The following is a 19,299-nucleotide window of genomic DNA, read 5'->3' as shown; positions in this document are numbered from 1 at the left end:
GAGCGCCCCGAAGCCAAGATGGCTGTCTGGTTCCGCAGGCCCGGGCCTCAACTGTCGCTTCGACGCGGGGACGTACCGGATTCGCCGCTGGGGCGATGGCCACCCACAAACAAGGCTTCCCCAGCATAGTTCCAGACAGCTCCTCAAAAACCAGCCTCCAAGCCGCTGCTCGATGAAACCGATCTGCCGCTCCAAAGCCGGCCGAAGCGGGCGAGCGGTGCATCTACGTCAAGCTGTCGTAGACAAAAGCCGAGCTAAGCAGCTTAGTTTGAAGCGTTTCGATGGTCCAGCCCGAGGGGTTCACTCCAAAACCGGCTCAGTTCCACGCGGAAGCCAACACCCAGACCTTCACATCGATCCCACGAAGGTAAAGTCGCGGAACTTCCACTAGCACACCTTCGAGCTCGGAGGCTGCTGGGAGCTTAGATCTCCTCGCTATTGATTCCTGCGTTACTTGCGCGCAGTCATCACCGTTGACCAGAACTGCTCCGCGAGCTCCGTCATCCTCGTTCGGGGACGGATAAGGACGATCTGGACAGCAACGGTCCATTCTTCATCGCCGGCAATGGCGAGCTTGCCGCCGCTACCCAGTTCCGCGGCCGCCAGGCTCTGCGGAATCCAGGCGACACCCTTACCTTCGATCGCAAGTGCCTTCAAAACCATGGCAAGGTGGGAGGTAAACACCCGAGCGAGCTTCAGGTGACCTGATCGAGTTGGGATGGTGGCTGCCAGTATCCGACCCATGCCAGACTTCTCGTCGAATGCAATATGCGGGACGGGGTCTTCGAGCGTTCCAGGAAGCTTGTAGGTCGGCTCCCCGCTTTCGGAGCGCATCGCAACGGGTATCAGAAGGTCTCTCGCCAATTCAACATGCTTGAAATCGGTGTCGTGCAGCCGGATCTCGCTGTCCGGATGGTGATGACAGAGGAGAAACTGAGCGCGTCCGTCAGCCATCATCTTTTCGCATTCGTTCATGTTGTCGGATAGGAGGCGTATGGGCACCGTCGTAGTGGAAGAGCCCAGGCCCTGAACTCAGCCTGGAAAGAACGTAAAGGAAAGAGCGTGTGTAGCGGCGAAGGTCAGCGTCGCGCTGGCGGCGCGTGCCTGGTCGAGTTCGTGTTTCGCCCGTTCAAGACGTTGTATGACATCGGCGGCTGCCGAAAGCATGATTTCTCCGGCGGGAGTGATCTTCAGGCGGTGCGTGGAGCGGTCGACCAACGGCGTCCCACTCCAGTCTTCGAGGGCGCGGATCCTTCGGCCGAACGCAGGTTGTGTGATGTTTCGGAGCTCTGCGGCTCTGGAGAAGTTCAGTGTCTCAGCAAGTGCACGCAGGTCGGAAAGCCAGGCGGTATCCATCTCATCTCCTCATGATCGGCATCAAATGAAGCCGGATCGGCATTGGACCGTCAACCGGTAGTCGGCAAAGGTTCGCCGAGGAGCGCCGTTGTTGATGTCAACGGCAGAAGGAGGAGGAAGAAAATGAAACCCACACTCACTATAGCTGCGCTGGCGCTTTCCGTCACCCCGGTTTTCGCTGCCGACTATCCGGATCGCAGCATCTTCATGGTCGTCCCATATGCGGCAGGGGGGCCTACCGACACGATCGCACGGCTCACCGCAGACGCAATGTCGAAGTCGCTCGGCCAGCAGATCGTGGTTGAGAACGTGGCGGGCGCTGGTGGCACCATCGGTGCTCGCCGCGTCGCCGACGCGGATCCGGACGGCTACACCATCCTGGTTCACCACATCGGCATGGCGACGGCGCCCGCCCTCTATCGCCAGCTTCCTTACAAGCCTCTGGAAGCTTTCGAGCCGATCGGGTTGGTAAGCGACGCGCCGATGACGGTCATCTCGCGTTCCGACCTCGGGCCGGAGACCTTCGAAGACCTTCTCGCCTTCATCAAGGAGAAGGGCACCAACGTCACTTACGCTCATGCCGGACTTGGGGCGGCGTCGCATCTATGCGGTACGCTCTTCATGTCGACGATCGGCACCCGGATGACCACCGTCCCATACAAGGGCAATGGCCCCATCATGACGGACCTTATCGGCAAACAGATCGACATGACTTGCGACCAGGCGACGAATACGGTTGGTCCCATTACGCAGAACCAGGTCAAGGCTTACGCAATCACAAGCGAGGAGAGGGCCGAAACGCTTCCGGATGTGAGGACAACCACGGAGGCGGGCTTGCCGACGTTCAAGCTGGGCGTCTGGCACGGCGTCTACGCTCCCAAGGGCACTCCCGAGGAGGTCGTAGAGAAGCTGTCATCGGCTTTGCAAGCCGCGATGGACGACGCGACCCTCAAGCAACGCTTCGCCCAGATCGCGACGATCCCGGCAACGAAGGAACAAGCAACGCCGGACGCCCTCCACACGAAGCTGGACAGCGAAATCAAGCGCTGGGATCCGATCATCAAGGCCGCCGGCGAGTTCGCCGACTAAGATCGGAGGGTCAGCTCAGGGTATCCTGGGCCGACACCGGGTGTTCCAATGGATATAAAAAACCTCGCGGCATCGCTCGTCTTGCTGGTGACCGGGTTGAGCTTCGGCCTGACGTCCTTCTTCGGGATGGACGTCGGCAGCGCGCTGAGAATGGGCCCTGGCTATTTCCCGCTTGTGCTGTCGATTCTGATCACTGGCATCGGTCTGGCAGTGGGATTGAAGGCCGTAACGGTCAGCGTCCCGTTTCATCCGCAGTATGCCCCCGTTCGTTCGATAGTCGCAATCATTGCTGCGCCGATCCTGTTCGGTATGACGATACGTGGGCTGGGTTTCGTTCCCGCAGTATTGCTGACAGCAATCTCCGCCGCGATGGCCGCAAAGGGTCAAAGGCCACACATTGCAGCCGTCATCGCGTTGGCCATCACGGCCTTCTGTCTTGCCGTCTTCTACTACGGACTCGGCCTTCCCGTCCGGCTGTTCGGGCCGTGGATTGGAGTTTGACGAAATGGACTTCATCAGCAACCTGGCGCTTGGTCTGAGCGCAGCCCTCACGCCGTACAATATTCTCTTCTGCTTCGTGGGCACGCTTCTCGGAACCCTCGTCGGCGTACTTCCCGGCATTGGTCCGACGGCGACTATCGCGATGCTCTTGCCGATCACGCTCTCGTTGCCGCCGGAGACGTCGCTCATCATGCTGGCGGGGATCTACTACGGTGCGCAGTACGGAGGATCGACCACGGCAATCCTGATCAACCTGCCTGGGGAGTCATCATCGGCGGTAACGGCGCTCGACGGATATCAGATGGCCAGACAGGGAAGGGCAGGGCCAGCTCTCGCGGCGGCAGCGCTGAGTTCTTTTTTTGCTGGCACCATCGCGACTGTCTTTGTCGCGGCGCTCGCTCCGCCGCTGACGAAGATCGCCTTGCAGTTCGGCTCTCCAGAGTACTTCGCCCTGATGGTCCTAGGTCTGGCAGCCTCCGTCGTCCTCGCCAGCGGGTCCGTCCTCAAGACTATCGCTATGGTGTCGATGGGCTTGATCTTCGGTCTGGTGGGTACCGACATCAACACGGGAGCGATGCGTTTCACCCTCGGTCGAGCGGAGCTTGCCGACGGGCTCAACTTCGTCGCCGTGGCAGTCGGCATCTTCGGCATTGCTGAAATCCTCCGGAACCTCGAGGTCACGGTTCAGCGCATCGCAGTCGTCAAGCGAGTTGCGGGTCTTTGGCCGAGTAGGGAGGATCTCAAGACCATATTTGCTCCCGCATGTCGCGGGACCGCGCTGGGCTCAGCACTCGGAGTCCTTCCGGGCGGCGGCGCAATTCTGGCGTCCTTCGCATCGTACGCCCTGGAAAAGAAGATATCGAAGACACCCGAACGCTTCGGGAAAGGGGCCATCGAAGGCGTGGCCGGTCCTGAGGCGGCTAACAACGCAGGCGCCCAGACGTCATTCATTCCCATGCTGACCCTCGGCGTACCCGCAAATCCGGTCATGGCTCTGATGATCGGCGCGATGATTATCCAGGGGATCGTTCCAGGGCCACAGGTTGCGACGTCACAGCCCGTTTTGTTCTGGGGGCTCATTGCTTCGATGTGGATCGGGAACTTCCTTCTCGTGGTCTTGAACCTGCCGCTCATTGGACTTTGGGTGAGGCTGCTGACAATTCCCTATGCCGTGTTGTTTCCGGCCATCCTCGCGTTCGCGTCCATCGGGGTCTACAGCGTCAACTCGAATACGTTCGATCTGTACGTCATGGCCGCCTTCGGTGTCTTTGGCTACGTTCTTGCCAAGCTGGAGTTCGAGCCTGCCCCCATGCTGCTGGGTTTCGTTCTCGGTCCGCTGCTGGAAGAACATCTCCGTCGGGCGATGACGATCTCCCACGGCGATCCGATGGTCTTCGTGAACAGACCGATCAGCGCCACCCTTCTTGTGGTCGCCATGGCCGTGCTCGCAATCGCCTTCATTCCCGACATCGCAAAACGCCGCAAGGAAGTCTTCGTTGAAGAAGACTGACACTGGAGATAAACATGAGTGGACAGAAAACGAACCGAATCTACAGGATTGCCTCCATCGCCGGCGATGGTATCGGCAAGGAGGTCGTACCTGAGGGCTTGCGGGTTTTGGAGGCCGCCTCAAAGAAGTTCGGGTTCGAGTTGCAGATCGACTCCTTCGATTTCGCCTCATGCGACTACTACGCAAAGCATGGCCGAATGATGCCCGAGGACTGGAAGGCCCAGATCGGCGGTCACGACGCGATCTTCTTCGGTGCAGTGGGCTGGCCGGAAATTGTCCCCGATCACGTTTCGTTATGGGGATCTCTGATCCAATTCCGTCGGGAGTTCGACCAATATGTCAGTCTCAGGCCATGCCGGCTCATGCCGGGTGTCTCCTCGCCGCTGGCGGGCCGTGGACCAGGGGACATCGACTTCTACGTGGTCCGTGAGAATACGGAGGGAGAATACTCCTCGATCGGCGGCAAAATATTCCCCGGCACGGATCGCGAGACCGTCGTCCAGGAGACGGTGATGACGCGGATAGGCGTCGATCGGATCCTCAAGTTCGCTTTCGAACTTGCTCAGAGCCGTCCGAGAAAGAAACTGACGTCGGCGACCAAGTCCAATGGGATCTCGATCACGATGCCGTATTGGGACGAACGCGTCGAAGAGATGGCGAGATCTTACTCGGACGTCTCGTGGGACAAGTACCACATTGACATCCTTTGCGCCCATTTCGTTCTGAATCCCGACAAGTTCGACGTGGTGGTCGCTTCCAACCTCTTTGGGGACATCCTTTCCGACCTGGGGCCTGCCTGCACGGGTACGATCGGAATTGCACCTTCCGGCAACATCAATCCCGAGAGAGAATTCCCTTCGCTATTCGAACCAGTGCACGGTTCGGCACCTGACATAGCCGGGCAGGGGGTCGCCAACCCGATCGGCCAGATCTGGTCCGCAGCCATGATGCTCGAGCACCTTGGCGAGCAGGAAGCCGCCGGCGCCGTCATGGCAGGGATCGAAGGATCCCTTGCGGATGCACGGCTTCGGACGCGCGATCTCGGTGGAACAGCCGACACCGCGACATCCGGCAAGGCTGTGGCGGACTTCCTCGTCTGATTTCGAAAACGACGTAGGAAGGCGGCGCGCTTCCATGCCAAAAGCGAACAAGCGCGTCGCCTTTGCAGTTATCCATTAGGGCCGGTGCGAGTCGGCTGTCGCATGAAACTCGGACGATTCCAGTCCCTGTCCAAGCAGATGTCGGCGGTTAATATGATGCCAAATCGGCATCAATAAAATGACCATTGGCATTAGATCGAGGCCCGTCGGTTCTTTACCACTCCCTATTGGAAATCCGACCGCAAATGAAGTGCGGCAGGAGGAATAGGAGGAGCACCATGGCACGACGCGTGCTAGGTCAACTATACGTACAAGTTCTAATCGGCATAGCCCTGGGGATTCTGGCGGGACTACTGGTGCCCGAGTTCGCCACGAAGCTGCAGCCTTTGGCAGATGGCTTCATCAAGCTCATCAAGATGCTTCTCGCACCGGTAATCTTCGCAACCGTCGTCCTCGGTATCGCGAAGATGGGCGACATCAAGGAGGTTGGAAAAATCGGCGCTCGCGCGCTCATCTACTTCGAGGTCGTCTCCACGATCGTCCTCGTTCTTGGACTGATCGTGGTCAACATCATGAATCCCGGCGTCGGTATGAACATCGACGTTAGTACCTTGAATGCCGGCTCGATCAACCAGTATCAGCAGACGGCTCAGCAGCAGGGGGGCTTCGTCGACTTCATGATGAACATCATCCCGACGACGATGGTCGACGCCTTCGCCAAGGGAGCGATGCTCCAGGTCATCCTCCTGGCAGTTCTCGTTGGAGTCGCGCTTGTCCAGATCGGCGAACGGGGCAAGCCGGTAATGGACTTCCTCGACGCGTTCCTCCAGTGCCTGTTTCGGATCGTCTCGATGGTCATGCGGCTCGCTCCCATCGGCGCGGGAGCCGGAGTGGCCTATACTATCGGCAAGCACCGGATCGGCACCCTCTGGTCCTCGGGTCACCTCATGCTGGCCGTCTATCTCACCTCGGCCTTCTTCGTGGTGTTCGTGCTCGGAGCCGTGGCCAGATGGTCTGGTTTCCCCCTGATGCACTTCTTCCGGCACTTCAAGGACGAGCTCTTGATCGTCCTTGCGACATGTTCTTCGGAGGCGGTGCTTCCGCGGATGATGGAAAAGCTCGAAAGGCTCGGATGCAAAAAGTCCGTCGTCGGCCTGGTCCTCCCTACCGGTTACACGTTCAACGCGGACGGAACCTGCATTTATCTTACGATGGCGGCCGTGTTCGTCGCTCAGGCGACAAACACGGCGCTTGGGATTGAAGGGCAGCTCGTCATCCTCGGCGTCTTGTTGCTGACGTCGAAGGGATCGGCAGGTGTAGCAGGCGCCGGCTTCGTGACGCTCGCCGCGACGCTGTCCAGCTTCCATGAAATCCGATCGCGGGCCTGGTGCTTCTACTCGGCGTCGACCGCTTCATGAACGAGGCGCGGGCGGTTGTAAACCTCATCGGGAATGGTGTCGCGACGATCGCCATCGCCAAGTGGGGAGGCGCTCTCGATCGACGGACGGTCGAAGCGGTGATTGCCGAGCAGCACGGAGAGATTCCCAAACAGATCACTGCCGCTCCCGTCACAATTCAACACTGACACTAACATCTTACAACTAAATGGAGTTCATCTAATGCGCATCATCGACATCTGCGAGGTGACAAAGCCGATCGCTTCGCCTATCCGCAACGCCTATATCGACTTCTCGAAGATGACCGCGAGCCTGGTCGCCGTCGTGACCGATGTCGTGAAGGACGGCCGGCGAGTGGTAGGCTACGGCTTCAATTCGAACGGTCGCTACGGCCAGGGCGGCCTCATCCGCGAGCGCTTCCGGGATCGGATACTTGAAGCGCCGGCGGAAAGCCTGATGAACGACGCAGGCACGAATCTCGACCCGCACAAGATCTGGACGACGATGATGCAGAACGAGAAGCCCGGCGGTCACGGCGAGCGCTCGGTCGCCGTCGGCACCATCGACATGGCCGTCTGGGACGCTGTCGCCAAAATCGAAGGCAAGCCGCTCTTCCGGCTCCTTGCCAAGATGAAGGGCCGTGAGGCCAATCCGAGGGTCTTCGTCTATGCTGCGGGCGGCTACTACTATCCCGGCAAGGACAACAGTGCTCTACGCAAGGAGATGCGCGGATACCTCGACCGCGGGTACAATGTCGTCAAGATGAAGATCGGCGGCGCCTCGATCGACGAAGACCGTGGCCGCATCGAGTCCGTTCTCGAAGAGATTGGTTCCGAGGCGCGTCTTGCCGTCGATGCGAACGGCCGCTTCGACCTCGAGACGGGTATCGCCTACGCCAAGATGCTCCGCGACTACCCGCTGTTCTGGTACGAGGAAATCGGCGATCCGCTGGACTACGCCCTCCAGGCCGCAATCTCGGAATTCTACGATGCGCCGATGGCGACCGGAGAAAACCTGTTCTCGCATCAGGACGCCCGCAACCTGCTCCGTTATGCCGGGATGCGGCCGGACCGGGACTACCTGCAGTTCGACTGCGCCCTTTCCTACGGTCTGGTGGAATACCTGCGCACGCTGGACGTCCTGCGCCAGTTCGGCTGGTCGTCGTCGCGCTGCATTCCGCACGGGGGACACCAGATGTCGCTCAATATCGCGGCAGGCCTGGGCTTGGGCGGCAACGAGAGCTATCCGGACCTGTTCCAGCCCTATGGTGGCTTCCCGGACGGCGTGAAGGTCGAGGACGGCCACATTGTGATGCCGGAGCTTCCCGGCATCGGATTCGAGGGCAAGTCCGACCTGATCAAGGTCATGCGCGAACTGGCCGAATAACAAGACCCGGAGTGGGCGAATGTCTCGCCCACGCCCTCTCAGGACAGCTCCCATGATCGACGATTTTCGGCAAGCCGCGCTCGACTACCATCTATATTCTCAGCCCGGAAAGCTCGGCATCCAGACGATCAAGCGGATGGAGACGCAGCGCGATCTGGCGCTGGCGTACTCGCCCGGCGTCGCCGCTCCCTGCGAGGCGATCGTGGCGGATCCCAGGGCTGCAAGCCAATACACGGCCCGAGGCAATCTCGTCGGGGGCATCACAAACGGGACTGCGGTCCTAGGCCTCGGAAACATCGGACCACTCGCCTCGAAGCCGGTCATGGAGGGCAAGGCGGTCCTGTTCAAGAAGTTCGCGGGCATCGACCCGTTCGATATCGAGGTCGACACCACGGACGTCTCCAGGTTCTGCGACGCCGTGGCTCTGCTCGAGCCGACGTTCGGCGGCATCAATCTTGAGGACATCAAGGCTCCCGAATGCTTCCTGATCGAGGCGGAACTCCGCTCTCGCATGAAGATCCCTGTCTTCCACGACGATCAGCACGTGGTGCAGGAGCATGCCAGGGAGAGAGGAAGGGAGAGGAAGGAGAGGGGTTCTGTAACGGTTTAAGGGGCCGGAGACACCAAAGAGTAAGAGAGGTGAGGGGTCCGATCGAACGGGCCTGAGCGGGAGAGAGAGGCTTTCCCCGGTCCGTTGACCGGAGAAAGCATTATGAACAGTAAGCCCCGTAAGCCTTTCCCCCGCCGCCGGCGTCCGGACAAGGATATCTATCAGCGCATTACCGGCAAGATCGTAGATCAGCTCGAAACCGGCGTCCGGCCCTGGCATCAACCATGGGGGGCGAATGGCACGCCGACACGGCCGCTGCGCCATAATGGCGTGCCTTATCGCGGCATCAACACCATGCTTTTGTGGATGGAAACGACCGCCAACGGCTACGTTTCCCCCTATTGGATGACCTATCGCCAAGCCCAGGAACTTGGTGGGCAGGTCAGAAAGGGCGAAATCTCCGCCCTCGTTGTCTATGCCGGCGCAATCGAGACGACCGAAGAAGCCGAAAACGGCGAGGAAATCGAGCAGCGCATCCCCTTCCTGAAAGGCTACCCTGTCTTCAACTGCGACCAGATCGACAATCTCCCGGCGCGGTTCACCCCCACTCCGGCCGAACCGCGCTCGCCCATGAAGCGCTTTGCCCATGCCGACGCCTTCTTCGCCCATACCGGCGCCAAGATCCGCTTCGGCGGCAACAAGGCATTCTACAGTCCCCTCGAGGACTTCATCGGCATGCCTCCTTTCGAGGCTTTCGAATCTCCCGACGCCTACGTGTCAGTCCTTGCCCACGAAACTGCGCACTGGACGCGCCACCCCACTCGTCTCAACCGCGATTTCGGCCGTAAGACATGGGGCGATGATGGATACGCGATGGAAGAGGTTGTGGCTGAGGTTTCTGCAGCCTTGATCTGCGCGGATCTCGGCATCGAGGGTGAACCCAGAGAGGATCACGCAGCCTATATCGGCAGCTGGCTGAAGGTTCTGAAAAACGACAAGCGCGCCGTTTTCCAGGCCGCCGCGCATGCTGAACGCGCCGCCGCTTACCTACACAGCCTGCAGCCCGATGCTCCTTCGACAGACGATGCGCCGCTCGCCGCGACCGCCTGATCTCAGTGAAGGAGGCTTACCTATGTTATCTGCTTCAGAACTGGCAAACCGTCTCGCGCAAAATGCCCAAGCGGTCTGCCGCTATTATCTCTCGTCCGGCCATCGCGCCGGCAATTACTGGATTGTCGGAGATGTCGCCAACAGCAAAGGCGGATCGCTCTATGTCCGCCTGACCGGCCCGAGTGCCGGCAAATGGGTGGATGCGGCGACAGGCCAGTTCGGTGACCTGCTCGACCTTATCCGGGAAGCCCGCGGTCTCCCCGACTTCCGTGGCGTGGCTGAGGAGGCGCGATATTTCCTGAGCTTGCCGCAACTCCGACCCGAGCTGTCTCACGGAGAGGAGGCGGGCGGTTTTGCGTCAGTCCGCCGATCAGCAATGGAGCGGGCACAGCGTCTGTTCCGGACAACGCAGGCCCTTGGAGGCACGCTTGCCGATGACTACCTGCGTCAACGGAGCATCCTGCGGGCTTCAATCCATCCGGCGTTGCGCTTTCATCCGTCCTGTTTTTACCGCGATTTGACAACCGGGCGGACAACCAGTTATCCGGCGCTGATTGCGGCCGTCACTGACCAGACAGGTGCAATTACGGGCGTGCATCGCACCTGGCTTGATCCCAACGGCGACGGCAAGGCGAAGGTCGAAAACCCGCGTCGCGCACTCGGCAGCCTGCTCGGCAATGGTGTGCGCTTCCATTTCCCGGTTGCTTCTCCCGTGAGAGTTATCGCGGCGGGCGAGGGGCTCGAAACCATATTGTCGCTATCGCAAGTTATGTCCGGCATGGCGATGGTGGCAGGGCTCAGCGCCAATCACTTGGCGGCCTTCCAGTTGCCAGGCGAGTGCCTGCGTCTATATATCGCCGCTGATGCGGATGCAGCCGGTCGGCGGGCCATCGAGCGGTTGAGCGGCCGGGCGCAGGCCCTCGGGATACTCCCATTTGTTCTTCTCCCCGAACTGGGCGACTTCAACGAGGATTTGCGCCAGCTTGGTCCTGACCGGCTGACGGCCACCCTACGGGGACAGCTCGCGCCTGAAGATGCAATGGCCTTTCTTCCCGGCCGATGATGCGGCAAGGGCGGAGAGTGAGCGCCGTGTTGGGGCGGACGAGCCTTCAGCGGGTCAGCCATCGTTGCGACCGCCCCCTCCAGGCCTCTCGGAAACCTTTCCTGGGCGCCACAAGGCCGCAACATGCATCTCTAGCGCGGACCTGGCATTGATCCGTCCGCCAGTATAGACAGCGTTGTGGCAACCGGTCGGAGTGACAATGGAAGACGTAATCATGATCAAGAACCGGGGTGACTTCGGCCTTTGGGCAATTGAAGTCGCCAAGCAGATCGTCAGTGAGCAAGGTTTCGAACTCGCCAGGACAGCCCGTGACGGCACGGAAGACGAGGTTCGCCTTGCGGGCAATGCGCTTGGGCAGGCGATCACCAATGCGCTGTTGGAGGTCTATGACGGACTCCTCCAGGATGTGTCAGACGAATAGTTGTCTTCTAGAATTGGTAATGGCGGCATGTTGCCTTCTGCCACGCGCAAGATCCATGAGGACGTGGCCAGAGGGGCCTCGATCATCTTTTGAGCGATGGCGCGAACTGATCGTCGGCGTTCGGGCGGCACAATGTAGAGCCACAGGCTGCGGATGTGCTTCCAGTAGGATTGCATTTCGCCTCATTCTCACACGATCGTCGCTAGCGTATTCGCCTAAGGTGGGGGCTTGGAAGCCGGCGGTCGAGAGAGAGTTTCATCGACGCAACGGCTTAGCTATTTCTACGTTGTCGAAATTTCAGCTTCTTTCTCGGAGACAATGTCATCCGGTATGTCGTCAAAGGAGGCATAGTTGAGATTGTAGAGCCTGGAATAGAGCTTGCCGTTCTCCATCAGTTCATGGTGGTTGCCGCTTTCGACCAGTTCGCCATTCTGCAGAACGATGATGCGGTCCGCCTCGCGGATCGTCGCAAGGCGGTGGGCAATGACCAGGCCGGTGCGGCCTTCGAGCAGTTTCACCAATGCCTTCTGGATCAGCATTTCCGTATAGCTGTCGATATTGGCGGTCGCCTCGTCGAGCACGAGGATTTTCGCATCCGCAACCAGCGCGCGGGCAAAGCTGATGAGCTGTCGCTGACCTAGCGAAAGATTGCCGCCGCGCTGGCCGAGGATGCTTTCGTAACCGTCGGGCAGGCGCATGATGAAATCATGGGCGCCGACGGCCTTGGCTGCCTCGATTACCTGTTCGCGGGTCGCGTCGGTCTTGTGATACCGGATGTTCTCGAACACCGTTCCGGTGAAGAGGAAGGGCTCCTGCAGCACCATGGCGATCTGGCGGCCGAGCGAATCCTGTGTGAGGTCGCGCACGTCGTGACCACCGACCAGAACCTGGCCACCCTGAACCTCGTAGAAACGATGGATCAGCGACATGCAGCTCGACTTGCCGGAACCCGTCGGACCGACGAGCGCGACCGTCTCGCCGGGGTTCACCTTGAAGCTCACGTGTTTGAGAACCGGATGCTTCGGATTGTAACCGAAGACGACATCGCGGAATTCCACCGAACCATCCATGTCGGATGAAAGCACCTTGGCGTCCGGAGCATCCTTGATGTCGACCGGCACGTCCAGCACATCCGTCAATCGCTGGCCGGAAGCCATCGCGCGCTGCATGACCGAATATTGCAGCGTGAGCGAGCGGATCGGATCGAAGAAGCGCTGGATATAGAAGAGGAAGGCGATCATGACACCGACATCGAGCTCCTGGTCCAGTACGCGCGCTCCGCCGACCACGATCACGAGCGCCATGGCGAGGCCCGTCAGCGAATCCACGATCGGCACCATGACCTGCGCATACTTCGCAGCGGTGAGGTGGGTCTTCAGGTTGGCGCGTGCCTTGTCGTCGTAGAGCGTGAAGTTGACGCGCTCGCGATCCATGCTCTGCACGGCGCGAACGCCATGGATCGCCTCGGCGAGTGCGCCGTTCGCCACGGAATTTGTCTCATGCGCCGCCATGAAGGACTTTCGGGCGCGCGGCAGCCAGAAGATGCGGACGACGAAGAGCACGGGAAGCGCCGAGAGCGTCAGCAGGCCGAGCTTCAAGTCGAGATACAGCATGACGAAAACGATACCGAAGAGCAGAGCGATATCGCCGACCGAAAGCACCGAGGTCTCAAGGAATTCCTGCATTGAGTTCACGTCGCCCTGCAGGCGCGACATCAGGCGGCCGACTTCTGTCTTGTCCATCCAGGACAGCGAGACGCGCTGCAGATGCGCGAACATTGCCTTGCGGATGTCGAAGAGAACGTCCTCGGCGACGTTGCCGACGAGAGTTTCCTGCACATAGCTCGCGCCGAAGTTGATGAGGATCGCAGCCAGAAAGGCGATGATCGACCAGGTGAGCACGTCGTGATCGACGCTGCCCGGCTGCATACCGTGATCGATGGCGTAGCGGATGATCAGCGGAACCAGGAGCTGCATCGCGGTAAAGGTCAGCACCGCGACAACGGCCCAGTAGATCTTCACCCGATAGGGGCGCACGAAGGCCCAGATGCGCTTGATGATATTGCCGTCGAAAACCTTGCCAAAGATTTCCTCTTCGATGCGGTGCGAACCGACGACCGCGCGGGGAGGGCGCCTGCCGTCTTCGCGAACGTCGGCACGCTCGGTTTCCAGTTCCTCGGCCATTTGTAATCCCTCCCTCAGGCCGTCAGCGCTTCTTCGCCGGGGCGGACCTGCAGATCGTAAAGCGCCTTGTAACGGCCGCCGAGCGCCAGCAATTCGTCATGCGTTCCGCTTTCGACGATCCGACCGTTTTCCATGAACAGGATCCTGTCCGCGTGCATGAGCGAGCTCAGACGGTGGGCGACGATGATCGTCACGCGATCAGCGGCATATCTGCGCATGGCGCTGCGGATGCGCTGTTCAGTGCCCGCGTCGATCGCGGCGGTCGAGTCGTCGAAGACCATCACGGCGGGCCTGAGCATCAGCGCGCGAGCAATCGAAAGCCGCTGGCGCTGGCCGCCGGAAAGCGAGACGCCGCGCTCGCCGACCACCGTACCGTACCCGGTCGGCAGGCCGAGCACGTAATTATGGAGCTGAGCGCTTTCGCTGGCGCGTTCGATGCGGGCTTCCTTGGCCCAGGGGTCGCCATAGGCGATGTTGTTCTCGATCGTCGTCGTGAACAGGAAGGAATCCTGCTGAACGACAGCGACCGAGCGGCGCAGCGACTGCAGCGTGGCGTGGCGTATGTCCTGCCCGTCTATGGTGATCTTGCCGCCGGTGACGTCGTAGAAGCGGGGGATCAGGTGGGCGAGCGTGGACTTGCCGCTGCCGGGCGGACCGACGATACCGATCGTCTCGCCGCGCTTGGCTTCGAAGGTGACGTCCGTCAGCACCTGGTGCGTTTCGGCACTCGGATAGGCGAAATTCACGTGTTCGAAGCGTAGCGTGCCGTCGCTGACCTTCAAATCCTTGGCATCCTTCTCGTCCTTGATGGCGATATCGAGGTCGAGGAGCTCGAAAAGGCGGGCACCGCAGGTCGAGGCGCGGGCAAACGCGTTCACCATCAGCCCGAGTTGGCGCACCGGCATCTGCAGGATAGTCATGAAGGTGAGGAAGGAGGTGAGCGTGCCCACCGTCATCTCGCCGGCCATGACCTTGCCGCCGCCGAACCAGAGAACGAGACCCATGGCCACGAAGAAGGAGAAGGTCATGGCGCTGGTATTGGCGACGCGAATGCCGACGCGCTGATGCGCGAGCGACAGTGCGCTCTTCGAGGCGGCGTCGAACTTGTCCAGCTCGTGTTTCTGGGCGGCAAAGGCGCGCACGACCCGGATGCCGCCGAGATTTTCTTCCATGACCCGGGTCAGAACCGAAAGCCGCTCCTGCAGGTCGAGCCAGGTCGCGCGCAGGCGAAGCTGGGTGACCGAGGAGCGCCAGCCGACGAAAGGCACGAAGCTCAGCGCCAGAAGGCCGAGCACGAGATCGGTCGAAAGGAGGAGATAGGCGCCGATACCGATCAGCATGGTGAGCAGGACCATGCGCACCAGGGCGGTCGAGAAATACATGCGCACGCCTTCAAGATCGAGAAGCCCGATCGTGATCAGATCGCCCGAATGCATGCTGTCGTGGAAACTGAAGGAGAGGCGCTGGATCTTCTCGTAACAGGCCAGCCTCAGACGATAGCCCATGTGGTGGCCGACAGCCTCGCTGTAATAGTTCTGGATCAGCGTGAAGATGCCGCGCAGCACGCTTGCGCCGAGCAGAAGAAGGGCCGTTGTCAGCAGCGCGTCCTGTGCGGCCTGACCCGCGCCGCCGCCAGTCAAAACCACCTGCGTGTGATCGACAGCCTGGCCGAGAAGCTGCGGGATCATCAGCTGGAAGGTGGATGCGACGAGGGTCGCGCCGATAGCAAAGCCCGATTGCCAGGGATGGCGGAAGGCCATCACGGTAATGCGGGTCAGGATCGAAAGGCCCTTGCCCCAGCCTGCTGCATTCACAAGCGCAAGCGAAGTCGATGGCTTCGCGGCGCGAACTGTCGCATCGCTGCTCACGGTTTTATTCCAAAATCACTGATCTGGATAAAATTATCCAGGAAGGCGGCGGTTATGAGATGAAGAATCGCGTGCTACGCACGGAAGGGTAAAGGCTCCTCCCAAAGCAGCTAAATCCTTAGGGCATCTTCCTGATTCTATCAAGGCCGATCCTGTGTCGTGCTCTATGGCCACAGTGTTTGTTTGAACCGCGGCCCGTCGCGGCGGAGGAAATATGCGCCTCGGGTGATCGTGCATCACGTTTGGTCACGTTGATCGTGCTCAATCATGAAGCATGGATGACGGTGAATTTAAGGGAAGCTTTTGAAATCATAACGTTTTCTGTTTGATAGGGGCCGACTCGGGGAGCCTTCTTCTGGCTATCGACCGTGCGCCGATAGGCCGTCCAGAAGGCTTTACAGGCAGCTTGACGGGGTTGCCTTGAACAACCCGTCTATATACCGCCGATACCTCGCCATGGCCCGACGATGAGATTTTTGCGCTTTCATAGCCTGAATCCCTTCCTGCTTCACGGCTGTTCCCGAAACAACAAGCCCGGGCAGTAGCGGCTCCAAAGCGACGAGTTGCGGCAGCTTGCCTTCACGTTCGCTCAGGTATGGGGAGCCGATCGGGTTCAACGAACTATTACTTCTCCTACGTCGCAGCCACTTCGACCGAACCTTTGGTCACATGAGCTCTGACACAGCGCCACCAATCGCCTTGCGGGATCGAATAGCGCGAGGTAGATGCCATTGTTGATTGAACTTCTACTCGTATCATCAGCACGCAGGAGCTCTCTGCGAAAACATGCACAGAGCACATCCACTCCAAGCAGAAGCGCATAGCGCCTGGAAATTCAGCACGAAATGAAACAAACCTCGGAGGTATACGTTAGAGGGAGTTGCATTTCGGCTTGAGAACTACGCGGCGGGGCTTTTGTACATTATATCGGCGCTTCCGTCCTATGATGGGCACCGCCTCGATTGCGACGAGACGATCAGAGAAAGTAACGCCGCCGATGTCGAATATCGAGGAATTCCCGCTCCCCGCCCGGAAGTTGAGCGAATACGATGCGCTTGTCGCGGCGGCGCCGAGCGTGCTCGATGCTATCCCCGGCGCCGTCTATCTCTGCGATCACGACGGCTGGCTCGTCCGTTACAACAGGGAAGCCGCCGCACTCTGGGGAAGAACGCCAGCGCTTGAAGAGAAGCGCGAGCGCTTCTGCGGCTCACACGCTCTTTTCCTGCCTGATGGCACGCCATTGGCACACGAAGTCTGCCCGATGGCGACGGCTGTTTTCACCGGCAAGGAGACTCGCAATGCGGAGGTGGTTATCGAAAGACCGGAAGGTTCGCGCTTCGTCGCGCTGGTGAACATCCGCCCTCTGAAAGACCACGAAGGCAGGATTCAAGGGGCGATAAACTGCTTCCAGGACATCTCGGTGCATAAGGCCATAGAGGAAGAGGTCCGCCGTAAGAACGCCGATCTTGAGGATTTCTTCGAGAACAGCGCGATAGGTCTTCACATCGTCGGTGGGGATGGCATCATCCAGCGCGCCAATAAGGCGGAGCTGGCTCTTCTCGGTTATACCGGCGAAGAGTATGTCGGGCGGCATATTGCGGAATTTCACGCGGATGCGCCGGTGATCGGCGATATTCTCCACAAATTGGCGTGCGGCGAGAAGCTGGACCGCTATCCCGCGCGCCTTTGCGCCAAGGATGGCTCGATCAAGCATGTGCTGATCACGTCAAATAGTCGGTTTGAGGATGGAGAGTTCATCAACACCCGCTGCTTCACGACGGATGTGACCGATCTCTATGAAGCCGAGCGCGCACGTCGCGACAGCGAAGAACGCTTGGCGGCAACCTATGAAGCTGCGACCATCGGAATTGCGGAAGCGGACTCCGCGGGGCACCTGCTGCGGGTCAACGACGCGCTGTGCCAGATGCTCGGACGTTCCCGCGAAGAACTGCTCAGCATGACCTTCTTCGATTACACGCAGGATGGTGATCGAGAGGAGGACGCGGCGCTCTACGCGCGCCAGATTCTCGGGGAGATCGATAGCTACGCGTTGCGCAAACGAGCGTCAAAGCCGGATGGAACCACGGTCTATCTCGATATCCATAGCTCCTCGGTACGGAATGAGGCCGGCGGCTTCCGTTACGGCGTGCGCGTGATCCAGGATGTCACCGCCGCCAAGCAGATGGAGGACCAGATCCGCGCAAGCGAACAGCATATGCGCGATTTGCTCGAAGCGCTGCCGGCCGCGGTCTATACGACCGACGCGGCAGGGCGGATTACATTCTACAACAAGGCAGCCGTGGAAATGTCAGGGCGAACGCCGCAGGCGGGCGACATGTGGTGCGTTACCTGGCGTCTCTTCAATCCGGACGGCACGCCGCTGCCGCACGATGAATGTCCAATGGCTGTAGCGTTGAAGGAAGATCGTCCGGTTCGGGGAGCGGAAGCGATTGCCGAACGGCCGGATGGCAGCCGCATCCCGTTTACTCCTTATCCCACACCGCTTCATGACGCGGACGGAAATCTTGTCGGAGCCATAAACATGCTCGTCGACATCACCGAACGCAAGCAGGCCGAGAGCAGACAGAAAACCCTCATCGACGAGCTCAATCATCGCGTCAAGAATACGCTCGCGACTGTGCAGTCGCTGGCTGGGCAAACGGCAAGGCATGCCGGTGATCTGGACGACTTCCAGCAGCGCTTCGAAGGCAGGCTGCTGGCGCTCGCGCGTGCCCACGATCTCTTGACCAAGCGGCATTGGGATGACGCCCCCCTGGAGGCGCTTGCGCGGGAGGTGCTGACGCCGCTCGCCGGTGGAGCGGCCAAGCGGATCAGCATCGACGGTCCATTGGTCGGTCTCAACCCGCGCGCCGCACTGAGCTTAACCATGGCCCTCAGCGAACTTGCCACGAACGCCGTCAAATATGGAGCGCTGTCGTCGGAGGCCGGCTCGCTTTCTGTCGCCTGGCGCCTACTGGACGAGACCGAGGCTAAACCTAGGCTGATCTTCGAATGGCGGGAACGCGGAGGACCGCCGGTCAGGCCCCCGAACCGACGCGGGTTCGGCACTCGGCTGATGGAACGTTGCATAGAACGCGATCTCGGGGGTGAACTGGATCTGGCCTTCGAGCCCGCCGGCGTATCCTGTCGCATCTCAATTCCGGTTGGGCAGGTGAAGGCATGAGGGACATTTCCGGTCTGAAGGTTCTCATTGTCGAGGACGAGGGCCTTGTGGCTCTTATGATAGAGGACATGCTCCAGGATCTCGGTTGCGAAGTCATTGCTTCCGTATCGCGGCTTGCCGATGCACGAACAATCGCCGCCAAGGCGGAAGTCGATCTAGCAGTGTTGGATGTCAACCTCGCTGGCGAGCCTAGTTTTTCCGTTGCGGAGATCCTCCGCAACCGTCAGATACCGTTCATATTTAGCACCGGATATGGGATGGAGGGGCTGCCTGACGAGTTTGGCGGCCATCCTGTTATCGGCAAACCCTTTTCCTCTGGCGAGCTGCAGCAGATAATCGCGGGTGTCGTGGACGATTGACGAAACCTGCGTCCGACCTGTCCTGTTACCGGTACCCGCGACCGAGTGGGTTCGATCGGAGGGGGCACCTGCTCGCAGCGGGCTTATATAGCTAAGCCATTTGGCGGATATTGAATGATCGCGATTACATGAGGAAGCGTTGCTCTTTGGCTCATCTGGCGCGATCCACAAAATGATCTTGTTGGTTGCCTGACTTGTAAACGAGCTGTTGCCGCCCTATAT

General features: G+C 59.9%; 12 protein-coding genes and 3 pseudogenes. 12 read left to right on the top strand and 3 right to left on the bottom strand.

The genetic code is table 11. The annotated features are described in order from the left end of the window. Nucleotides 1-450: 450 nt before the first annotated feature. Nucleotides 451-1,356: pseudogene (locus ACE04I_RS02815) on the bottom strand (LysR family transcriptional regulator). Nucleotides 1,357-1,479: 123 nt separating this feature from the next. On the opposite strand from ACE04I_RS02815, the gene ACE04I_RS02810 reads away from it, so the two are divergent. The 10 genes and pseudogenes from ACE04I_RS02810 to ACE04I_RS02765 all read left to right on the top strand — a co-directional run bounded on the left by ACE04I_RS02810 (nt 1,480) and on the right by ACE04I_RS02765 (nt 11,483). Beyond that, entirely contained in the window at nt 1,480-2,445 is a 966-nt protein-coding gene (locus ACE04I_RS02810; protein ID WP_487206549.1) for a tripartite tricarboxylate transporter substrate-binding protein, read from the top strand. A gap of 48 nt (nt 2,446-2,493) precedes the next feature. After that, entirely contained in the window at nt 2,494-2,946 is a 453-nt protein-coding gene (locus ACE04I_RS02805) for a tripartite tricarboxylate transporter TctB family protein (protein ID WP_046793055.1), read from the top strand. Nucleotides 2,947-2,950: 4 nt separating this feature from the next. Next, a complete protein-coding gene (locus ACE04I_RS02800; RefSeq protein ID WP_487206548.1) occupies nt 2,951-4,456 on the top strand; it encodes a tripartite tricarboxylate transporter permease in 1,506 nt (501 codons plus the stop codon). A gap of 14 nt (nt 4,457-4,470) precedes the next feature. Further along, nucleotides 4,471-5,556: a tartrate dehydrogenase gene (locus ACE04I_RS02795; RefSeq protein ID WP_487206547.1), complete on the top strand. Its 1,086-nt coding sequence runs from the start codon at nt 4,471-4,473 to the stop codon at nt 5,554-5,556. A gap of 278 nt (nt 5,557-5,834) precedes the next feature. Then, nucleotides 5,835-7,141, top strand: a pseudogene (dctA, locus tag ACE04I_RS02790) (C4-dicarboxylate transporter DctA). A 34-nt stretch (nt 7,142-7,175) separates the two neighbouring features. Then, the gene (locus ACE04I_RS02785) at nt 7,176-8,339 is read left to right on the top strand and encodes a mandelate racemase/muconate lactonizing enzyme family protein (RefSeq protein ID WP_487206546.1); all 1,164 of its coding nucleotides are present in this window, start codon (nt 7,176-7,178) and stop codon (nt 8,337-8,339) included. 19 nt (nt 8,340-8,358) lie between these two features. Further along, nucleotides 8,359-8,883, top strand: a pseudogene (locus ACE04I_RS02780) (NADP-dependent malic enzyme); the annotation flags it as partial. 168 nt (nt 8,884-9,051) lie between these two features. Further along, nucleotides 9,052-9,999, top strand: a complete 948-nt coding sequence (locus tag ACE04I_RS02775; RefSeq protein WP_487206545.1) for an ArdC family protein — start codon at nt 9,052-9,054, stop codon at nt 9,997-9,999. Between the two features lie 22 nt (nt 10,000-10,021). Further along, complete coding sequence (locus tag ACE04I_RS02770; protein ID WP_487206553.1) at nt 10,022-11,062, top strand: DUF7146 domain-containing protein; 1,041 nt, start codon at nt 10,022-10,024, stop codon at nt 11,060-11,062. A 199-nt stretch (nt 11,063-11,261) separates the two neighbouring features. Beyond that, nucleotides 11,262-11,483 carry a hypothetical protein gene (locus ACE04I_RS02765; protein WP_046793063.1) on the top strand — a complete coding sequence of 74 codons (222 nt, stop codon included), beginning with the start codon at nt 11,262-11,264 and terminating at the stop codon, nt 11,481-11,483. A gap of 281 nt (nt 11,484-11,764) precedes the next feature. Here the strand turns inward: ACE04I_RS02765 and ACE04I_RS02760 are convergent, their stop codons facing one another. Both ACE04I_RS02760 and ACE04I_RS02755 read right to left on the bottom strand, forming a co-directional pair. Next, the gene (locus ACE04I_RS02760) at nt 11,765-13,666 is read right to left on the bottom strand and encodes an ABC transporter ATP-binding protein (RefSeq protein ID WP_487206544.1); all 1,902 of its coding nucleotides are present in this window, start codon (nt 13,664-13,666) and stop codon (nt 11,765-11,767) included. Nucleotides 13,667-13,680: 14 nt separating this feature from the next. Then, complete coding sequence (locus ACE04I_RS02755) at nt 13,681-15,534, bottom strand: ABC transporter ATP-binding protein (protein ID WP_046793065.1); 1,854 nt, start codon at nt 15,532-15,534, stop codon at nt 13,681-13,683. A gap of 997 nt (nt 15,535-16,531) precedes the next feature. On the opposite strand from ACE04I_RS02755, the gene ACE04I_RS02750 reads away from it, so the two are divergent. Continuing rightward, a complete protein-coding gene (locus tag ACE04I_RS02750) occupies nt 16,532-18,718 on the top strand; it encodes a PAS domain-containing sensor histidine kinase (protein ID WP_487206543.1) in 2,187 nt (728 codons plus the stop codon). Continuing rightward, nucleotides 18,715-19,077, top strand: a complete 363-nt coding sequence (locus tag ACE04I_RS02745) for a response regulator (RefSeq protein WP_046793068.1) — start codon at nt 18,715-18,717, stop codon at nt 19,075-19,077. Before ACE04I_RS02750 ends, ACE04I_RS02745 begins: the two co-directional genes overlap by 4 nt. Nucleotides 19,078-19,299: the final 222 nt, after the last annotated feature.

The organism is Rhizobium moroccans (assembly GCF_057559155.1).
Note: the sequence above shows the minus strand (reverse complement) of the source record. Positions and strands in the feature narration are given on the sequence as shown.

What these genes read in the sequence shown, in the direction of transcription:
- ACE04I_RS02810 (WP_487206549.1), top strand. Translation starts at nt 1,480, where the DNA reads ATGAAACCCACACTCACTATAGCTGCGCTGGCGCTTTCCGTCACCCCG.
- ACE04I_RS02805 (WP_046793055.1), top strand. Translation starts at nt 2,494, where the DNA reads ATGGATATAAAAAACCTCGCGGCATCGCTCGTCTTGCTGGTGACCGGG.
- ACE04I_RS02800 (WP_487206548.1), top strand. Translation starts at nt 2,951, where the DNA reads ATGGACTTCATCAGCAACCTGGCGCTTGGTCTGAGCGCAGCCCTCACG.
- ACE04I_RS02795 (WP_487206547.1), top strand. Translation starts at nt 4,471, where the DNA reads ATGAGTGGACAGAAAACGAACCGAATCTACAGGATTGCCTCCATCGCC.
- ACE04I_RS02785 (WP_487206546.1), top strand. Translation starts at nt 7,176, where the DNA reads ATGCGCATCATCGACATCTGCGAGGTGACAAAGCCGATCGCTTCGCCT.
- ACE04I_RS02775 (WP_487206545.1), top strand. Translation starts at nt 9,052, where the DNA reads ATGAACAGTAAGCCCCGTAAGCCTTTCCCCCGCCGCCGGCGTCCGGAC.
- ACE04I_RS02770 (WP_487206553.1), top strand. Translation starts at nt 10,022, where the DNA reads ATGTTATCTGCTTCAGAACTGGCAAACCGTCTCGCGCAAAATGCCCAA.
- ACE04I_RS02765 (WP_046793063.1), top strand. Translation starts at nt 11,262, where the DNA reads ATGGAAGACGTAATCATGATCAAGAACCGGGGTGACTTCGGCCTTTGG.
- ACE04I_RS02760 (WP_487206544.1), bottom strand. Translation starts at nt 13,666, where the DNA reads ATGGCCGAGGAACTGGAAACCGAGCGTGCCGACGTTCGCGAAGACGGC.
- ACE04I_RS02750 (WP_487206543.1), top strand. Translation starts at nt 16,532, where the DNA reads ATGTCGAATATCGAGGAATTCCCGCTCCCCGCCCGGAAGTTGAGCGAA.
- ACE04I_RS02745 (WP_046793068.1), top strand. Translation starts at nt 18,715, where the DNA reads ATGAGGGACATTTCCGGTCTGAAGGTTCTCATTGTCGAGGACGAGGGC.